The sequence below is a fragment of the Micromonospora sp. CNZ303 genome (genome assembly GCF_004345505.1).
Genome location: NZ_SLVT01000012.1, coordinates 23,879 through 40,835 on the forward strand (window position 1 = coordinate 23,879; position 16,957 = coordinate 40,835).

The 16,957-nt window shown below is 73.7% G+C and carries 15 protein-coding genes and 1 pseudogene; 6 read left to right on the forward strand and 10 right to left on the reverse strand.

The window, feature by feature from the left end:
* Positions 1-7: 7 nt before the first annotated feature.
* The 4 genes from EV374_RS19570 to EV374_RS19585 all read right to left on the reverse strand — a co-directional run bounded on the left by EV374_RS19570 (position 8) and on the right by EV374_RS19585 (position 3,834).
* Complete coding sequence (locus tag EV374_RS19570) at positions 8-493, reverse strand: glycosyltransferase family protein (RefSeq protein WP_132237429.1); 486 nt, start codon at positions 491-493, stop codon at positions 8-10.
* Positions 494-548: 55 nt separating this feature from the next.
* A complete protein-coding gene (locus EV374_RS19575) occupies positions 549-1,820 on the reverse strand; it encodes a glycoside hydrolase domain-containing protein (protein WP_132237431.1) in 1,272 nt (423 codons plus the stop codon).
* A gap of 102 nt (positions 1,821-1,922) precedes the next feature.
* A complete protein-coding gene (locus EV374_RS19580; RefSeq protein WP_132237433.1) occupies positions 1,923-3,383 on the reverse strand; it encodes an SDR family NAD(P)-dependent oxidoreductase in 1,461 nt (486 codons plus the stop codon).
* Between the two features lie 202 nt (positions 3,384-3,585).
* Positions 3,586-3,834, reverse strand: coding sequence for a hypothetical protein (locus EV374_RS19585; protein ID WP_132237435.1), 249 nt, complete (start codon positions 3,832-3,834; stop codon positions 3,586-3,588).
* A 205-nt stretch (positions 3,835-4,039) separates the two neighbouring features.
* Between EV374_RS19585 and EV374_RS19590 the strand changes: the two genes are divergently transcribed.
* From EV374_RS19590 to EV374_RS19600, 3 genes and pseudogenes are all read left to right on the forward strand, one after another.
* Complete coding sequence (locus EV374_RS19590) at positions 4,040-4,561, forward strand: hypothetical protein (RefSeq protein ID WP_207914378.1); 522 nt, start codon at positions 4,040-4,042, stop codon at positions 4,559-4,561.
* Between the two features lie 43 nt (positions 4,562-4,604).
* A complete protein-coding gene (locus EV374_RS19595; RefSeq protein WP_207914380.1) occupies positions 4,605-5,705 on the forward strand; it encodes a calcium:cation antiporter in 1,101 nt (366 codons plus the stop codon).
* A gap of 55 nt (positions 5,706-5,760) precedes the next feature.
* Positions 5,761-6,528, forward strand: a pseudogene (locus EV374_RS19600) (neutral zinc metallopeptidase); the annotation flags it as partial.
* A 15-nt stretch (positions 6,529-6,543) separates the two neighbouring features.
* Here the strand turns inward: EV374_RS19600 and EV374_RS19605 are convergent.
* Entirely contained in the window at positions 6,544-7,092 is a 549-nt protein-coding gene (locus EV374_RS19605; protein WP_132237439.1) for a hypothetical protein, read from the reverse strand.
* A 185-nt stretch (positions 7,093-7,277) separates the two neighbouring features.
* Between EV374_RS19605 and EV374_RS19610 the strand changes: the two genes are divergently transcribed.
* Positions 7,278-7,931 (forward strand): HAD family hydrolase, encoded by a 654-nt coding sequence (locus EV374_RS19610; protein WP_132237441.1) that lies wholly within the window; start codon positions 7,278-7,280, stop codon positions 7,929-7,931.
* Between the two features lie 48 nt (positions 7,932-7,979).
* Here EV374_RS19610 and EV374_RS19615 read toward each other — a convergent pair whose 3' ends face one another.
* The 5 genes from EV374_RS19615 to EV374_RS19635 all read right to left on the reverse strand — a co-directional run bounded on the left by EV374_RS19615 (position 7,980) and on the right by EV374_RS19635 (position 14,610).
* Positions 7,980-10,529 (reverse strand): ABC transporter permease, encoded by a 2,550-nt coding sequence (locus EV374_RS19615; protein WP_132237443.1) that lies wholly within the window; start codon positions 10,527-10,529, stop codon positions 7,980-7,982.
* Positions 10,529-11,296 (reverse strand): ABC transporter ATP-binding protein, encoded by a 768-nt coding sequence (locus EV374_RS19620; RefSeq protein ID WP_132237445.1) that lies wholly within the window; start codon positions 11,294-11,296, stop codon positions 10,529-10,531. The genes EV374_RS19615 and EV374_RS19620 overlap by 1 nt, the downstream gene beginning before the upstream one ends.
* A 339-nt stretch (positions 11,297-11,635) precedes the next feature.
* Complete coding sequence (locus EV374_RS19625) at positions 11,636-12,322, reverse strand: response regulator (RefSeq protein ID WP_132237447.1); 687 nt, start codon at positions 12,320-12,322, stop codon at positions 11,636-11,638.
* 25 nt (positions 12,323-12,347) lie between these two features.
* A complete protein-coding gene (locus EV374_RS19630; protein ID WP_132237449.1) occupies positions 12,348-13,544 on the reverse strand; it encodes a sensor histidine kinase in 1,197 nt (398 codons plus the stop codon).
* Between the two features lie 157 nt (positions 13,545-13,701).
* Positions 13,702-14,610, reverse strand: coding sequence for a RecB family exonuclease (locus tag EV374_RS19635; protein WP_132237451.1), 909 nt, complete (start codon positions 14,608-14,610; stop codon positions 13,702-13,704).
* A gap of 216 nt (positions 14,611-14,826) precedes the next feature.
* Here EV374_RS19635 and EV374_RS19640 point away from each other — a divergent pair, with 216 nt between their 5' ends.
* Both EV374_RS19640 and EV374_RS19645 read left to right on the forward strand, forming a co-directional pair.
* The gene (locus EV374_RS19640; protein WP_486485868.1) at positions 14,827-15,918 is read left to right on the forward strand and encodes a site-2 protease family protein; all 1,092 of its coding nucleotides are present in this window, start codon (positions 14,827-14,829) and stop codon (positions 15,916-15,918) included.
* The gene (locus EV374_RS19645; RefSeq protein WP_486485852.1) at positions 15,915-16,922 is read left to right on the forward strand and encodes a tRNA (adenine-N1)-methyltransferase; all 1,008 of its coding nucleotides are present in this window, start codon (positions 15,915-15,917) and stop codon (positions 16,920-16,922) included. Before EV374_RS19640 ends, EV374_RS19645 begins: the two co-directional genes overlap by 4 nt.
* The last annotated feature ends 35 nt before the right edge of the window (positions 16,923-16,957 follow it).

The window sequence follows — 16,957 nt, forward strand, 5'->3', positions numbered from 1 at the left end:
CGGGCGATCAGCCGGCCGAGGGGGTCCTCGCCCTGGCCCGCACGGCGAGCGAGGCGGCGGCCGCCGCGTTCAGGACGATCCAGAGTGCCCCGGCCACCGGGTGCCAGGGCCGCACGTGACCCTCCACCGCGTCCCAGGCGTCCGGGTCGCCGCTCCAGTTGTAGGTCATCGGATTGAACCGGTATTCGCACCAGGCGACGCCGGTGACGAGCAGCGCCGCGACGACCGCGCGGACGTGCGTGCCGGTGCGGCCCTCGCGCAGCCGTCGGTCCGTCGGCAGCACGACCGTGATCAGCAGCAGGTTGAGGACAGCGAAGACGGCGGTCATGCTCAGCCCGCCGCTGCGGTAGTTGGCGACGGCGTACGGCAGGGTCGAGTCGCCGGGCCCGAGGGCCCCGTTCGCGACGTAGGCGGCGCTGGCCACTCCGCTCCACCACAGCAGCGGAGCGACCAGCACCATCGAGATCAGCAGCGTCCATCGACCGACGTCCATCGCGGGAGTCTACGGCTTCCCGCCGACGCCCACGTCGACCCGCTTGGCGTACCGGTCAGGCGCGGGTGATGCGTACCGCGTCGGCGACCACGTAGCCGCTGCCGCTGGTCCAACGGCTCACCCCGACCTTGTTGCCGTCGCCAGCCGCGAGCGTGAAGGCGCCGATCGACACCCACCGTCCACCGTTGACGCGCTGGTCGACCGACACCGACCGGTTGCCCGAGGCGGTGGCGACGACGTACGGCGTCTGGGCGTTGTATCCGGGGTCGGCGGGGTACCAGACCGAGATCTCGTAGGTCCCCGTCTCGGGGATGTTCGCCCGGTACCAGGCGACGTCGCTGGCCGAGGTCGGGTTCGCGAACCGGTAGTCGGTGCCGAAGCGCTGCCCGGAGTACGCCGACGTGCTCCAGTTGGCGCCCGCCGTGAACCGGCCGGACGTGGTGTTGTCGATCGTGGTGGTCCACTGCTGCGGGGGCGGCTGCTGCGACGTGCTCACGTCCAGGTAGTTGCGGTCGATCTTCATCGTCACGCCGCCCCAGGTCTCCGTCACGTCCCCGGCGTACTGGTGCAACCGCTGGTGGTTCGCGTAGTAGGCGTCGGAGCAGTAGCTCCCGGCGTCGGTGTCGGCCACGCCGTTCCACCAGGCGATCCAGATCTGGTCCAGCCTGGTGTAGCTCGCGTTGTTGTACTCCAGGCAGACGTCCCTGATGCCGGAGGATCCGCTGGAGTACATGCCGGCGAGGTAGCCCTTGGTGTGCAACCGCTCGACCCACCCGGACAGGAACGACAGCACCGCGGCGCGGCACGACGCGGTCGTCGGGTAGTGCTCGATGTCGTTGTAGATGGTGCTGCCGGCGCCGATGCCCAGCGCCTGCGCGGCGCTGGCGGCGCTGTCGGCGGCGGTGCGACCCTGCGAGCGCGCGGTGGCGGGGTCGGCGGACATCTTCGGTGCGCGGGTGCCGCAGGGCGCCTGGTAGCCGAGTTCGATGGGGATGAGCCGCCAGCCGTTGGCGACCTGGTTGGTGACCCAGGTCGCCGTCAGGTTGGGCTGCGCACAGGTGCGGCTGGCCCCGCTGATGTAGATGCCCACCGCGCGGTACGGCGAGCTGGCCCGCCAGGCGTTCATCGCCGACTGCGACGGGGCGGTGCAGGTGTCGAAGCCCTTACCGACGAAGGTGCCGGGCTGCGGACCGACGGCGGACACCGCCACGGACTGCGGCTGCGGCTGCGGGGCCGGCGTCGACTCGGCCACGGCCGCCGAGCCGAGGGTGACGGTGAGCCCCGCCGTGGTGGCGAGGCCCAGCAGCCAGGTGGTGGTCCTTCTCATCCGGTCTCCCTCGAAGGTTTTCTTGCACGAGGTTGAAGTCAGTGAAGAACTTTTACACACCCATCGAAGGTTGGCAATAGCGTCAGATTGGTGACGCGTCGGTTACCAGGCGCAGGGCGCGTAGTCCTTCAGGAAGCAGCCGTACAGGTCCTCGCCCTGCTCGCCGCGGACGATCGGGTCGTACACCCGGGCCGCGCCGTCGACCAGGTCCAGCGGGGCGTGGAAGCCGGCATCCGCCAGCCGCATCTTCGTCGGATGGGGCCGCTCATCGGTGATCCAGCCGGTGTCCACGCTGGTCATCAGGATGCCGTCGGTCAGCATCTCCTGGGCGCTGGTGCGCGTCAGCATGTTCAGCGCGGCCTTGGCCATGTTGGTGTGCGGGTGCCCCGGCCCCTTGTAGCCGCGGCCGAACTGGCCCTCCATCGCCGACACGTTCACCACGTACTTGCGGCGGGCCTTCGCCGCGGCCATCGCCGGCCGCAGCCGGCTGACCAGTACGAACGGCGCCGTCACGTTGCACAGTTGCACTTCCAGCAGCTCGACCGGGTCGACCTCCTGCACCCGCTGCACCCAGCTGTTGACCGGGTCGAGGTCCGGCACCAGGCCACCGGCGTCGATGGCGGTGGCCGCCGCGATCCGCTCCGGCGAGGCGGAGCCGCTGGTCAGCGCGAGGGCGGTGAGCGCGTGCGGGGTGAGCGGGGTCGACTGCGGCGAGGCGGTAAGGCCGCCCGCCGTCTCGCCCCGCCCGGCCGGCTTGGCGAACGTGACGATCTCCGGCAGGGGGCCCTCCGGCAGGGCCGCCGCCTCCGCGGCGACGAGTTGCGCGTACGCCCCGGGGCTGCGCCGTACGGTCTGCGCCGCGTTGTTGATCAGAATGTCGAGGGGACCCTGGTCGCTGACCGAGTCGGCGAGCGCGATCACCTGGGCGGGGTCGCGCAGGTCGATCCCGACGATCCGCAGGCGGTGCAGCCACTCCCCGCTGTCGGGCATCGCGGCGAACCGGCGCACCGCGTCGTGCGGGAACCGCGTGGTGATCGTGGTGTGCGCGCCGTCGCGCAGCAGCCGCAACGCGATGTACATGCCGATCTTCGCCCGGCCGCCGGTGAGCAGCGCGCGCCGGCCGGTCAGGTCGGCACGGGCGTCGCGGCGCTCCCGGTTGAGCGCGGCGCAGGACGGGCAGAGCTGGTGGTAGAAGGCGTCCACCTCGCGGTAGCGCTGCTTGCAGACGTAGCAGCCGCGTGGGTTGTGCAGGAATCCCGCCGTCGTGCCCTCGGTGGGGGAGGCGAGCGGGATTCCCTGGGTCTCGTCGTCGATCCGGCCCGGCGCGCCGGTGGCGGTGGCCGCCGTCACCGCGCGGTCGGCCGCCGCGATCGCGTCCCGCCGCTCCTCGCGCCGGCGCTGCTTGATCACCTTGTAGAGCCGCGCGGTGGCCCGCTGCACGCGTACCACGTCGGGGTGGTCGGGAGGCAGGCCCTCCAACGCCTCGAAGACGCTGAGACAGGTCTCCAGTTGGCTCCGGTCGATGCCGTCGTGGCCGGTCTCGGTGATGTTGTCCGCCGTCATGCCGCTGCTGTCTCGTCCCGTTTCCGCGCCGTGTCTTCCCGGCCCACGCCAAGTCCGACCCGGAACTGTACGTCACCGTGCGGCGCCCGGCGCATCCCGCGCCCGGGACGGGCGCTCGTCCTCGATGCCGGCGGGCGGGCGCCGCCCGGTCACGCCGGGCCGGCGACGTGCCGGCCCGGGCGTGGGGCGGCGCTCCCCGTCCTCACCGCGTCGCGGCCGCCGGCGCCGCCGTCCGCTTGTCCCGGGCAGCCGCGCCGCCGGGGACCGGTACCCCGCCGGTGCCCGCATCGGCGAACGCGCTGTCCCCGAGGCCCGGAACACCAGCGACCGCCGCGTTGTTCGCGGCCCGGCGACGGCGGGCCCGTACGACGGCTGCCGCCGCCACCATCGCCGCCAGGGACATCGCTGCCGCCTGTAGCAGCGGCACCCTCCTGCTGCGTCGACGCCTCATGCGCACTACCCCTCTCAGTTCTGAGTCCGACCTTGTTCACATCGTGGAGACACCGCGGCGGCGGCGAGGGGCGATTCGCCGCAATCGACACGGTCGGGTCATGCTGTCGCCCCCGAAGACCTGACCGTGGAAGGCGACGACCCGTGAAGCAGTGGCTGTACCTCGCCGGAGCCATCGGCCTGGAAGTGAGCGGGACCCTCGGTTTGTGGTGATGGTCGACGAGGTCGCGCCCTACCACGCGGCGTTCAGCGAGGCGATGCGTCGCACCTACGGCAAGGTGCTCGCCAAGGGACGCCCCCGGATGACCCGCTACCGTGCCGGTGCGTCGCGGTTCAGCGTCGTCGATCCGTCGGGGAACACCGTCATCTTCATCCGACGCGACGAGCCGGCGGAACCGGAGTACGGCGGTGCGAAGCGGTTGCAGGGGCTGGCCCGGGTCCTCGACAACGCGCGGATACTGCGCGAGTTCAAGACCGACGACCTGGCCGCCTTCCGGACGCTCAACTCGGGGCTGCGCCGGCCCGGCGAGGCGGCGCCGGCCGTCGAACAGGCGTTGGCGCTGGCCGGGTTGAGCGAGCTGTCGCTCGCGCTGGGGAAGCCGGAGCTGGTGCCCGACTGGGGCGGCCGGCTCGCGACCCTCCCGCTGACCGCACGGGAGCGTGCGCGGGTACGCCAGGCGGTCGCCGATCCCGCCGTGCTCGGGCCGTGGTTGCCGGCCCCGGACTGACGGTCCGGGGCCGGATGATCGTCGCCTCTGCGAAGGTGGGGGCATGGCCGCGCTGTTCCGCACCCGTCTGACCGACTGGACCGTCGTCACGCCGCTGCTGGCGGTCCTGGTGTTGATCCTGACCTGGGAGCGCGACCTGTCCGGCCCCGTCGTGGTCGTGGTGGCCGTGTTGCTGGCCGGCGCGGTGCTGGCCGCCGTGCACCACGCCGAGGTGGTGGCCCACAAGGTGGGGGAGCCGTACGGCTCGCTCGTGCTCGCCGTGGCCGTCACGGTCATCGAGGTCGCCCTGATCGTCACGCTCATGATCAGCGGCGGCGAGAAGACGCAGTCCCTCGCCCGCGACACCGTCTTCGCCGCCGTCATGATCACCTGCAACGGGATCCTCGGGTTGTCGCTGCTGCTCGGGGCGCTGCGCCGCCGGGTGGCGGTCTTCAACTCCGAGGGCACCGGCGGGGCGCTGGCGACCGTGACCACCCTCGCCGCCCTGAGCCTCGTCGTGCCGACCTTCACCACCAGCCGGCCGGGCCCGCAGTTCACCCCGGCGCAGCTCGCCTTCGCCGCCGTGGTCTCGCTCGCCCTCTACGGCCTCTTCGTCATGGTGCAGACCGGCCGCCACCGCGACTACTTCCTGCCCGTCAACAGCCAGGGCCGGGTGCTCGACGCGGAGGGACACGCCGAGCCGCCGTCGGACCGGGCCGCCCTGCTCAGCCTCGGCCTGCTGCTGGTGGCACTGGTCGCCGTGGTGGGCGACGCCAAGTCGGTGTCCCCGGCGATCGAGTCCGCCGTCGCCGGGGCGAACCTGCCCCCGTCGTTCGTCGGCGTGATCATCGCGCTGCTGGTGCTGTTGCCCGAGACGATCGCCGCCGCGCGGGCCGCCCGCCGCGACCGTGTGCAGATCAGCCTGAACCTGGCCTTGGGCTCGGCCATGGCCAGCATCGGGCTGACCATCCCGGCGATAGCGCTCGCCTCGATCTGGTTGGAGGGCCCGCTGCTGCTCGGCCTCGGCGGCACCCAGGTGACCCTGCTCGCCCTCACCGTCGTCACCAGCGTGCTGACCGTGGTGCCGGGGCGGGCCACCGTGCTCCAGGGCGGCGTGCACCTGGTGCTGCTCGCCGCCTTCGTCTTCCTCGCCGCCAGCCCCTGACCGCCCGCCCGTCGCATGACGGGCCCACCGCCGGGGTACTGGACGCCGCAACGCCGACGCCGGGGAGGGCACTGTGACGACGCGCGTGGGACGCCGACCGCGAAGCTCGCTGGCCGGCCTCGTGGTGGCCCTCGTCGCGGCGGCCGGCTGCGTGGTCGGCGGGGTGTCCGACCCCGAGGGGCAGGAGCCCGCCCCGCCTCGGCCCGACACCCCGGCCCCGCCGGGTGCCGGGCAGGACCGGGCCGACGGCACCACCAGCGTCGCCGAGTTCCAGCAGGACGTCACCGACGCGAAGACCATCGCCGAGCGGTACTGGGCCGCCCAGTTCCAGGCCTCGGGGGAGCGGTTCCGCCCGATCCGCCGCGTCATCCCCTACCAGCGGGCCGGCGAGGTGTCCTGCGGCGGGCAGCCGCTGCCGCGCAACAACGCCGTCTACTGCTCGGCCGGCGACTTCATCGCCTACGACGTGAGGTGGTCGGTGGGCGCCTTCCGCCAGGTCGGCGACGCGTTCGTGTTCTACCTGCTCGGCCACGAGTACGCGCACGGCATCCAGGCCCGGCTCGGCATCCGCCACTCCTACACCATCGAGCAGGAGTTGCAGGCCGACTGCATGGCCGGGGCGTACCTCGGCGACTCGGTGCGCTCGAAGGCGCTACGGCTCGACGACGGCGACCTGGAGGAGTTCCGCGAGGGGCTGCTGGCCGTCGGGGACGACCCGGACCAGCCGTGGTTCGCCGAGGGCTCGCACGGCACCGCCGAGCAGCGCACCGAGTCGTTCTTCCGTGGCTACGAACGGTCCCTGGCCGCCTGCGGCCTCACCTGAGCCCGCCGGGCAGCGCTAGTTCCACCACTGCCGCACCCACACCGCCGCGCCGCCGCCGTTGTCGCCGAGGTTCGGGTCGTTGAAGGAGAAGACCAGCCGCGGCGGCGTGCCGGCGTTGTAGTAGAGCATGCAGCCGCTGTCGGCGCCGACCGGGAACCACCGGCCCGAGCCGTAGAACAGCCCGGTGCTCAGCACCAGCATGGAACCCGAGGTCACCTTCGCGATCAGCGCGTACCGGGGCGCGTCCGGCGCGGGCCAGCCGCTGCCGGCCAGCGGCAGTTCGCCGGCGATGGACTTCTGGGTGCCCCAGTGGTCGATGCGGACCCGGCCCAGGGCGGACACCCGGAACACGTCCCGGTCGACCATGCCCACCGGCGTCGGCCACGCGGTGTGCACGTTGCCCGGCGCGAACCAGTCCCGCTCGTCCTCGTGCTGCGGGGTCTCCAGGTCGTAGCACCGATCGAGCGGCAGGCTCGCCGCGGCGGCCGGCCCCGCCGGCCAGATCGCGGCGGCGGCGGCCAGCAGGATCACGGTGCACCGGGAGACCAGGGATCGGACGCGCATGGCGACCTCCGGGCGAGGGGCCGCCGTGCCGGCGGCCGGTTGTCCCCGAGTCTCGCGCCCGCGCGCAACCCGTCGGCCAGGTCACCCCGCGGCACCGGGGCGCACGCCGGCGGCCTGCCGGCTGAGAGGATCCCCGGGTACGCACCCCGAGGGAGGACCCGCTGAACAGCCACCACCCCGCCGCCGTGCTCTTCGACATGGACGGCACCCTGGTCGACAGTGAGAAGCTGTGGGACGTCGCGCTGCACGAGCTGGCGGCGCAGTACGGCGGCACCCTCTCCGATCCGGCCCGCAAGGCGATGATCGGCTCCAGCATGGCCGCGTCGATGCGCCTCCTGCACGACGACCTGGGCCAGCCGGGGCGCGACCCGCAGGCCAGTGCGGCGTGGATCAACGCCCGGATCCTGGAGCTGTTCCGCACCGGGCTGCGCTGGCGCCCCGGCGCGTTGAACCTGCTGCGGGCCGTCCGGGCGGCGGGCATCCCGACGGCGCTGGTGACCTCCAGCGGCCGACCCCTGGTGGAGGTGGCGCTGGACACCCTCGGGCGCGACAGCTTCGACGCGGTCGTCTGCGGCGACGAGGTCGAGGCGGCCAAGCCGCACCCGGAGCCGTACCTGACCGCCGCCCGGCTGCTCGGCGTGCCGATCGCCCGCTGTGTGGCGATCGAGGACTCGCCCACGGGGGTGGCCAGTGCGCTCGCCGCCGGCGCGGCGGTGCTGGCCGTACCGGCGGAGGTGCCGATCGGGCCGCTGGACGGCGTACACCAGCTGGAGAGCCTGACCGGCGCGGACCTGGAGCTGCTGGCCGCCCTGCTCGGCGCGCCGCCGCCCGGCGCCTGAGGCGACGAGGGCCCCGCCGGTCGGCGGGGCCCTCGTCGTGCGGCGGGATCAGTCGTGAGCGATGGCGCCGAGCACGTTGATCCGGGCGGCCCGCACCGCCGGGAGCGCGGCGGCGACCACCCCGACGATCGCGGCGAGGCCGAGGAAGATCCCCATCTGGGTCCAGGGCAGCACCAGGTCGGTGATGCCCTCGTCGCGCAGCGCCTCGACCACGGCCGCGCCGAGGCCGGCGCCGACGACGACGCCGAGCAGCGCGCCGAACACCGAGATCACCACCGCCTCCACGGTGATCATCCGCATGGTCTGCGCCCGGCGCAGGCCGATGGCCCGCAGCAGTCCCAGCTCCCGGGTGCGCTCCAGCACCGACAGCGCCAGGGTGTTGATGATGCCGAGCACGGCGATCACGATGGCCAGCGCCAGCAGGATCTGGATCATCGTGAGCAGCCCGTCGAGCTGACCGGTCTGCTGCTCGATGAACGCCTCCCGGTCGGCCACCGACACCTCGGGGGAGTCGGCCAGCAGCGCCTCGATCTGCGGCTGCACGTCGGCCACCCGGGTGCCCGGCGCCAGCTGGATGAAGCCCTGGATGGGCTGCGGGATGGCGAAGCCGCTCGCCGCCTCCGCCGGCAGCACCACCGGGTTGGTCAGCTGGGAACTGGCGTAGATGCCGGTCACGGTGTACGTCCGCGCCTCGCCCCGGGACGTCTGCACCGGCACCTTCGACCCCACGGAGAGGCCGCGCGCCGTCGCGGTGTCGGAGCTGATCAGCATCCCGTCCGGCGCCAACCGATCGATGTCGCCGGCGGTCGGCTCGGCCCCGAAGATCTGCCGCAGCGCGGCGACGTCACTGCTCGCCGCCACCCAGGTGCGCTCGCCGCCGACCATGGCCAGGTCGCCGTACTCGCCGTCGGCCAGGCGCACCCCCGGGATCGCGGCGGCCTTCTCCAGCACCGCCGGGTCGAAGCTCGGCGGCCGGGGGCCGCTCTGCGCCCCGGCGATCACCAGCTCCGCCTTCAGGCTGTCCTGGGCGAGCCCGCCGATGCTGCTCTTCGCGGAGTCCAGGATCACCGTCACGCCGGTGACCAGCGCGATGCCGACCATCAGCGCGGCGGCGGTGATGGCGGTGCGGCGCGGGTTGCGCCCCGAGTTGAGCCGGCCCAGCTTGCCCGGCACCGACCAGGCGAAGAGCGCGCCGAGCAGGCTCACCACCGGCCGGCTGATCAGCGGCGTCAGCAGGGCCACGCCGATGAAGGCGAACAGCACCCCGCCGAGGATGGTGGCGAGGGTGTTGCCCCCGGCGTTGCCGGTGAGCCCCAGCGCCAGCAGCGCCCCGCCCACGGCGGTGACGATCGCACCGGCCACGGTGACCTTGGTCAGCGGGCGGTCGGGGGTGGCCACGTCCTGCATCGCCGCGATCGGCGGGATCCGCGACGCCCGCAGCGCCGGCAGCAGCGCCGCCACCACGGTGATCACGAGACCGACGGAGAACGCGCCGACCACGGCGGAGAGCGGCACGCCGATCCCGGCCAGGGTCAGCCCGCCGGCGAACGTGCTGAACAGGTACGCCAGCAGCGCGCCGATGCCGATGCCCGCGCCGAGGCCGAGCACCGAGGCGACCAGCCCCACCGCGACGGCCTCCAGCACGACCGAGCCGATGATCTGCCGGCCGCTGGCCCCCACGGCGCGCATCAGCGCCAGTTCGCGGGTGCGCTGCGCCACGATGATCGAGAAGGTGTTGAGGATCAGGAAGGTGCCCACCAGCAGCGCCACCGCGGCGAAGCCGAGCAGGATCCGGTTGAAGAAGGACAGCGCCTCCTTCATGCCGGCCGCCGCGTCCTCGGACAGCTGCGCACCGGTCTTGACCTCGAAGTCGGCGCCCACTGCGGCGGCCACGGCGTCGCGCAGCGCCTCGTCGGACACCCCGTCGGCGGCGGTGACCGAGAGGTTGCTGAAGGTGTCCGGCGCGCCGAGCATCAGCTTCTGCGCGACCGGCGTGGTGAACATGATCTCGTTGGCGCCACCGATGGAGTCCCGGCCGCCGCTGTAGCCGAACACGCCGACGATGGTGAACTCCTGCTTCGGCTGGAGGGTCAGCACGCCGACCCGGTCGCCGACCTTCACCTTGCCGGCCGTGGCCAGCGCCTTGTTGATGACGATCTCGTCGTCGGCCTGCGGGGCCCGCCCCTCGCGCAACTGCACCAGGTCGCTCTCGCCGGTCCAGTTCTCGCCGAGCTGCGGCGGGCCGAACGAGGCGACCACCTTGCCGTTGCCGCCGATCAGCCGCGCCCCGTCGACGCCGACCACGCCGGTGGCCTCGGCGACGCCGGGCACCGCCCGGACCTTGTCGAGGGTGGCCGCCGGCACCGGCGCCGCCACCGGCATGCCCTCCGTCTCGCCGATGTCGATCTTCGGCTTGGCGGCGACGTTGACGTCCACGCCCTCGTAGGCGTCGGCGAAGATCGCGTCGAACGAGCGGCCGAGGGTGTCGGTGAGCACGAACGCGCCGGAGACGAACATGACGCCCAGCACCACGGCCAGGCCGGAGAGGATCAGCCGGACCTTGCGGGCCAGCAGGCTCTTCAGGGTCGCGCGAAACATCAGCGCGCCACCTCGGCGGGGGTGTCCAGCTTCTTCATGGTGTCCAGCACCGTGTCGGCGGTCGGCTCGATCAGCTCGGAGACGATCTGCCCGTCGGCGAGGAAGACCACCCGGTCGGCGTACGCGGCGGCGGTCGGGTCGTGGGTGACCATCACGATGGTCTGCCCGTGCTCGCGCACCGAGTTGCGCAGGAAGTTGAGCACCTCCGCGCCGGCCCGCGAGTCCAGGTTGCCGGTCGGCTCGTCGGCGAAGATCACCTCGGGCCGGGCGACCAGCGCCCGGGCGCACGCCACCCGCTGCTGCTGGCCGCCGGAGAGCTGCGCCGGCCGGTGGTCCAGCCGGTCCTGCAGCCCGACCGTGGCGATCACCGTGTCGTACCAGGCCGGATCCGGCTTGCGTCCGGCGATCGACAGGGGCAGCAGGATGTTCTCCTTCGCCGTCAACGTCGGCAGCAGGTTGAACTGCTGGAAGATGAAGCCGACCTTGTCGCGGCGCAGCTTCGTCAGGCCCGCGTCGCCCAGGCCGGTGACCTTCGTGTCGCCGATCGACACCGTGCCCCGGGTAACCGAGTCCAGGCCCGCGAGGCAGTGCATCAACGTCGACTTGCCCGAGCCCGACGGCCCCATGATCGCCGTGAACCGGCCCCGCTCGAACTCCGCGCTGACCCCCCGCAGCGCGACGACCTGCGCCTCGCCGCTGCCGTACACCTTCCACACGTCGCTCGCCCGGGCCGCGGCCTGCGCCTGCTGGCCTACCGTCGCGGTCACGTCATCTACCTCTTCCGTCTGTCTTCGGTCCGCGCCGCCCCCGCTGGTCCGGCACGGCAGTCCCATCATCTGTGCTCGTCGGCCCCGGTCCCTCCGACTCCGGTCGGAGCCGTGGCGGATTTCGCGCTGCGGGTGCCCCCCAGTGCCGACTCAGGGTTGCCCCTGAGTGGGCGGCCGGTCGCGAGCGTTCCGCCGGCCGGGACCGATCCTGCACAGTGACGCCGCGTCAGGGTCAACCGCGCGGCGTCGTCTCCGGTCACGGTAGGTGACGGCGGCAACCGCGCCGCCTGCCGTGGCGGATCCCCGGGTACGCGGCCCGCGCCGGCCGGCGACGAGGCGCTACGCCCGCGGGCGCACCAGACCCGACTCGTACGCCAGCACCACGGCCTGCACCCGGTCGCGCAGCCCCAGCTTCGTCAGCACGTGCCCGACGTGGGTCTTGATGGTGGTCTCGCTGACCGACAACGCCCGGGCGATCTCGGCGTTGGACAGCCCTCGGGCCACGTGCACGAGCACCTCCCGCTCCCGCTCGGTCAGCGCGCTCAGCGTGCGGGGCGGCGCGGCCGCGGGGTCGGGCAGCGCGTCGGCGAAGCGGTCCAGCAGGCGCCGCAGGATCCGCGGCGCGACCACCGCGTCCCCCGCGGCCACCGTGCGGATCGCCGCCACCAGGTCGTCGGCCGGCACGTCCTTGGCCAGGAAGCCGCTCGCCCCGGCCCGCAGCGCCCCCACCACGTACTCGTCCAGGTCGAAGGTGGTCAGGATCAGCACCCGCACCGGCAGCCGGGCGTCGACGATCGCCCGGGTCGCGGCGACCCCGTCCATCCGCGGCATCCGGATGTCCATCAGCACCACGTCGGGCAGCAGCCGGCGGGACAGCTCCACCGCCTCCAGGCCGTCGGCGGCCTCGGCGACGATGTCCAGGTCGTCCTCCGTGCCCAGCACCATCCGGAAGCCGGTACGCAGCAGTGGCTGGTCATCGGCGAGCAGGATGCGTACCGGCCGTGCCGGCACCGTCGCGTCGGTCACCTGATTCCCCCGTCCCGATCCCCGGTCACGCCGCCGCGTCCCGGGGTTCCACCGGGATCCTCGCCGACACCCGGAAGCCCCCGCCCGGCCGCGCCCCGGTACGCAGGACACCACCGTAGAGGGCGACCCGCTCCCGCATCCCGACGAGGCCGTGCCCGATCCGGTCGCCGTCGGGCCCGGGACCGCGCCCGGTGTCGGCGATCTCCACGTCGACCGTGTCCCCGTCGAAGCTCAGCAGCACCTGGGCGGTGGCCGCGCCGGCGTGCTTGAGCGCGTTGGTCAGCGCCTCCTGGGTGATCCGGTAGAGGGTCAACGCCACCCCCTCCTCCAGCGTCGCCGGGGTGCCCTCGACCCGCAGGGTCACCGGCAGGCCGGCGTCGCGCACCTGCTCCACGAGCGCCTCGATGCCGGCGAGCCCCGGCTGCGGAGCCAGCTCGGCGGCCGGCTCGGCATCGGTACGCAGCACGTCGAGCAGCCGGCGCATCTCCCGCAGCGTCGCCCGGCTGGTCTCCTCGATGGTGGCGATCGCCCCGTCGGCCGCGCCCGGATCCTTCGGCAGTACGCGACGGGCCCCCGTGGCCAGCACCCCCATCACGCTGACGTGGTGCGCGACCACGTCGTGCAGCTCGCGGGCGATGCGGCGGCGTTCGTCGGCGACCGCCCGCTCGGCCAGCGAACGCTGGTTCTCCTCGGCCGCCCGGGCCCGCTCCCGCAGCGCCTCGGTGGAGGCCCGGCGGGCGTGCACCGCGCGTCCCACCGAGTACGCCACCGCCCCCACCAGCAGGTTGTTCAGCACCAGGTAGGCGGGACTGACGTTCGCCAGCAGCTCGTCGGGCGGCGGCGCGAGGGCGCTGGTGGCGGCGACCGGTATCCACAGCACCAGCGCCGCCGCGACCGCCGTACGGGGTGGCCCGGCGGCGGCCGCCGTGTAGGTGAGCACCATGAAGGTCATGCCCTGCGTGGTCGGCGCGGGGCCGAGCAGCAGGGGCACCGCCAGCGTCGCCACCGCCAGCGCGACCGCCGCCCACGGCGCCGCCCGCCGCCACGCCACCGGGGCGGCGCAGACCACGCTCCAGCCCAGCGCCGCCAGCAGGCGCCCCGGCCAGTATTCGCGCGGGGTCAACGCGGTGAGCACCACCTCCGCCACGACGAGCCCGCCGGCGAGGAGCACGTCCGCGGCGAGGGGGTGCCGGCGCAGCCACTCCCGGGGGCCCGAAGTCATACCGCGACGCTATCCGCCGTGGCGGCCGATTGATCGTCGCCGGCGGTGAGCCCGGCCTCATCCCTCAGGAGGAGAGCAGCTCGTCCCCGCCGGGGCGGCCGACGCGGTGTCACCCGCCGCGTGGACCTCACCGGATGGCGGTGCGCCGGTCAGCCGGTCACTCGTCGGCGCCGGGAGGCGTCGGGCGGGACCGGGCGTCGCGCAGCGGATCCGGCGCCGCCTGCGTCGGGAACGGCGGCGGGGTGCCGCCGAAGGTCGGGCAGAGCGCCTGGTGGCTGCACCAGTCGCAGAGCCGGCTCGGGCGGGGACGGAAGTCCTGCTGGGCGGTCGCCTGCTCGATCGCCCGCCACAACGCCACCACGGTGCGCTCGAAGCGCAGCAGCTCGTCGGCGTCCGGGGCGTAGTCGCAGACCTCCGCGTCCTTGAGGTAGAGCAGCCGCAGCACCCGGGGGACCACGCCCCGGGTGCGCCAGAGCACCAGCGCGTAGAACTTGAGCTGGAACAACGCCCGGGCCTCGAACGCCTCGCGCGGCGCGCCGCCGGTCTTGTAGTCGACCACCCGCAGCGCCCCGTCGGGCGCCACGTCGAGCCGGTCGACGTAGCCCCGGATCAGCAGCTCCTCGTCGACCACCGCCGAGATCAGGCTCTCCCGCTCGGCCGGCTCCAGCCGGCGCGGGTCCTCCACCGCGAAGTAGCCCTCCAGCAGCCCGGCGGCGGAGCGGAGGAACTCGGTCGCCGCCGGGTCGCCGTCGGAGAACAGCGCCGCCAGCTCGGGCTGCTCGGTGACGAGCCGGTCCCACTGCGGGGCCACCAGGTCGCCGGCGGCCGTCGGGGTGCGCCCGGTGGCCGGCAGGTCGAACAGCCGCTCCAGCACCGCGTGCACGAGCGTGCCCCGGGCCTGCTCGACGGTCGGCCGCTCGGGCAGCCGGTCGATGCTGCGGAACCGGTAGAGCAGCGGGCAGGTCTTGAAATCCGCCGCCCGCGACGGCGACAGCGAGGCCCGTACCGTCGCCGGGACATCGGCCGGGGTCGGGGAATGCTGGGTGGTCACCGGTTCCGCCGTCATGCCCGGAAGGTTAGGGCACTGGTGTGACACCACCGCCGTCGCCGCACCGTGCATGATCGCAGTCGCCGGACGGGTGCACGACCGCCGCGGCGCGCCAACGTCCGGTCCCGTCGCCACGCCGGCGCATGATCTCCGCCGCGTAGCATCGCTCCGATGGAGCAGACGAGGCGACCGCGCCGCCGGCCCGACGCGCGGGGCGGCCTGACCGTGGGCCGGGTGTTCGGGGTGCCGCTGCACCTCAACGGCTCGATGGTGCTGCTCACCCTGCTGGTGACCGTGCTGTACGCCGAGTTCGCCCGCCGCCAGCTCGAGCTGTCCCAGCTCGCCGGCTACCTGATCGGCTTCGGCTTCGTGGTCTCCCTGCTCGGCTCGGTGCTCCTGCACGAGCTCGGCCACGCCCTCACCGCCCGCCGCTACGGCATCGGTGTGCGCGGGATCACCCTGGAGCTGCTCGGCGGCTACACCGAGATGGACCGCGACGCCCCGACACCCCGGATCGACCTGCTGGTGTCGCTCGCCGGCCCGGCCGTCTCCGCCGTGCTCGGCGTGCTCGCGGTCGCCGCCACCCTCGCCCTGCCCGACCGCACCCTGGCCAACCAGCTCGCCTTCCAACTGGCCGTGAGCAACGTCATCGTCGCGCTGTTCAACATGTTGCCCGGCCTGCCGCTCGACGGCGGCCGGGCGCTGCGGGCGGCGGTCTGGGCGGTGACCCGCGACCGGCACCGCGGCACCGAGGTCGCCGGCTGGGTGGGACGCGTCGTCGCCGTCGGCACCGCCGCACTGGTCGCCCTGCTCACCCTCACCCGCGACCTGGCGCCGCTGGCGTTGCCGCTGATGCTGCTCGTCGCGTTCACCCTGTGGCGCGGCGCCGGGCAGTCGATCCGGATGGCCCGGATCAGCCGCCGCTTCCCGCTGATCGACCTGTCCCGGCTGGCCCGGCCCGTGCTCGCCGTGCCCACCGGCACGCCGCTGGCCGAGGCGCAGCGCCGGCGCGCCGACGGGCACACCCCGGGCGCCGCCCTCGTGGTCACCGACACCGCCGGCCGGCCGGTCGCCCTGGTCGACCCGGCGGCGGCGGACGCCGTGCCTGTGGAGCGCCGTCCCTGGCTGGCCGTCGACGCGGTCGCCCGATCCCTGCCCGACCTGCCCACGATGCCGGTGGGACTCGACGGGGAACGCGTGATGGAGACCGTGCAGACCCACCCGGGCGCGCAGTACGTGGTGACCTCAGGCGAAGATGTCGTGGGCATTCTGCACATCGCGGATCTGGCTCAGCTCCTCGAACCTCAACGGAAGATGAACACGTGACCGCAACTCCCCCCGCCGCCCCGGCAGACCCGGGCACCCCGGTGCCCGCCGACACCCCGGCGCTGCCCCCCGTGCACCGCGGCCCGTTCCGGATCGGCGACCGGGTGCAGCTGACCGACCCCAAGGGGCGGATGCACACGGTCACCCTGGAGCCGGGCAAGGCGTTCCACACCCACCGCGGCATCCTGGAGCACGACACGCTGATCGGCCTGCCCGACGGCAGCGTGGTCACCACCACCGGCGGCGGCACCGCGTTCCTGGCCCTGCGACCGCTGCTGTCGGACTACGTGCTCTCCATGCCGCGCGGCGCCCAGGTGATCTACCCGAAGGACTCCGCCCAGATCGTCGCCATGGGCGACATCTTCCCCGGCGCCAAGGTCCTGGAGGCCGGCGCCGGCTCCGGCGCGCTGTCCTGCTCCCTGCTGCGCGCGGTCGGCACCGGGGGCGAGCTGCACTCGTTCGAGGTGCGCGACGACTTCGCCCAGATCGCCCGGCGCAACGTGGAGGCGTTCTTCAACGGGCCGCACCCGGCGTGGCACCTGCACGTCGGCGACGTCGCCGGGTGCGCCGAGACTGGCTTCGACCGGATCATCCTCGACATGCTCACCCCGTGGGAGACCCTCGACATGGTCGAGCGGGCGCTGGTGCCCGGTGGCGTGTTCATCGGCTACGTCGCCACCACCCCGCAGCTGTCCGAGCTGGTCGAGGCGCTGCGTGAGCGCGGCGGCTGGACCGAGCCGCGGGCCTGGGAGTCGCTGGTGCGCGACTGGCACGCCGAGGGGCTGGCCGTGCGCCCGGACCACCGCATGATCGCGCACACCGCGTTCCTCGTCTCCGCGCGTAAGCTCGCCCCCGGCGTCACCGCACCGCCGCGGCGCCGCAAGCCCAGCAAGGGCGCCGAGGCGTACGCCGAACGCCGCCAGGCGCTGCGCGAGGCCGAGGCCGCCAGGCAGGCGGCGGCTGCCTCGGCGCAGCAGGCGGCCGAGGACACGGAACGGCCGTGACGGCGCAGCGGGGCGACGAGGAGTGAACGGACGGA

Bases quoted from the DNA above. Each gene is read 5' to 3' on its own strand.
- EV374_RS19580 (WP_132237433.1), bottom strand. From the start codon at position 3,383: ATGACGGCGGACAACATCACCGAGACCGGCCACGACGGCATCGACCGG.
- EV374_RS19630 (WP_132237449.1), bottom strand. From the start codon at position 13,544: ATGACTTCGGGCCCCCGGGAGTGGCTGCGCCGGCACCCCCTCGCCGCG.
- EV374_RS19635 (WP_132237451.1), bottom strand. From the start codon at position 14,610: ATGACGGCGGAACCGGTGACCACCCAGCATTCCCCGACCCCGGCCGAT.
- EV374_RS19570 (WP_132237429.1), bottom strand. From the start codon at position 493: ATGGACGTCGGTCGATGGACGCTGCTGATCTCGATGGTGCTGGTCGCT.
- EV374_RS19575 (WP_132237431.1), bottom strand. From the start codon at position 1,820: ATGAGAAGGACCACCACCTGGCTGCTGGGCCTCGCCACCACGGCGGGG.
- EV374_RS19585 (WP_132237435.1), bottom strand. From the start codon at position 3,834: ATGAGGCGTCGACGCAGCAGGAGGGTGCCGCTGCTACAGGCGGCAGCG.
- EV374_RS19605 (WP_132237439.1), bottom strand. From the start codon at position 7,092: ATGCGCGTCCGATCCCTGGTCTCCCGGTGCACCGTGATCCTGCTGGCC.
- EV374_RS19615 (WP_132237443.1), bottom strand. From the start codon at position 10,529: ATGTTTCGCGCGACCCTGAAGAGCCTGCTGGCCCGCAAGGTCCGGCTG.
- EV374_RS19595 (WP_207914380.1), top strand. From the start codon at position 4,605: ATGGCCGCGCTGTTCCGCACCCGTCTGACCGACTGGACCGTCGTCACG.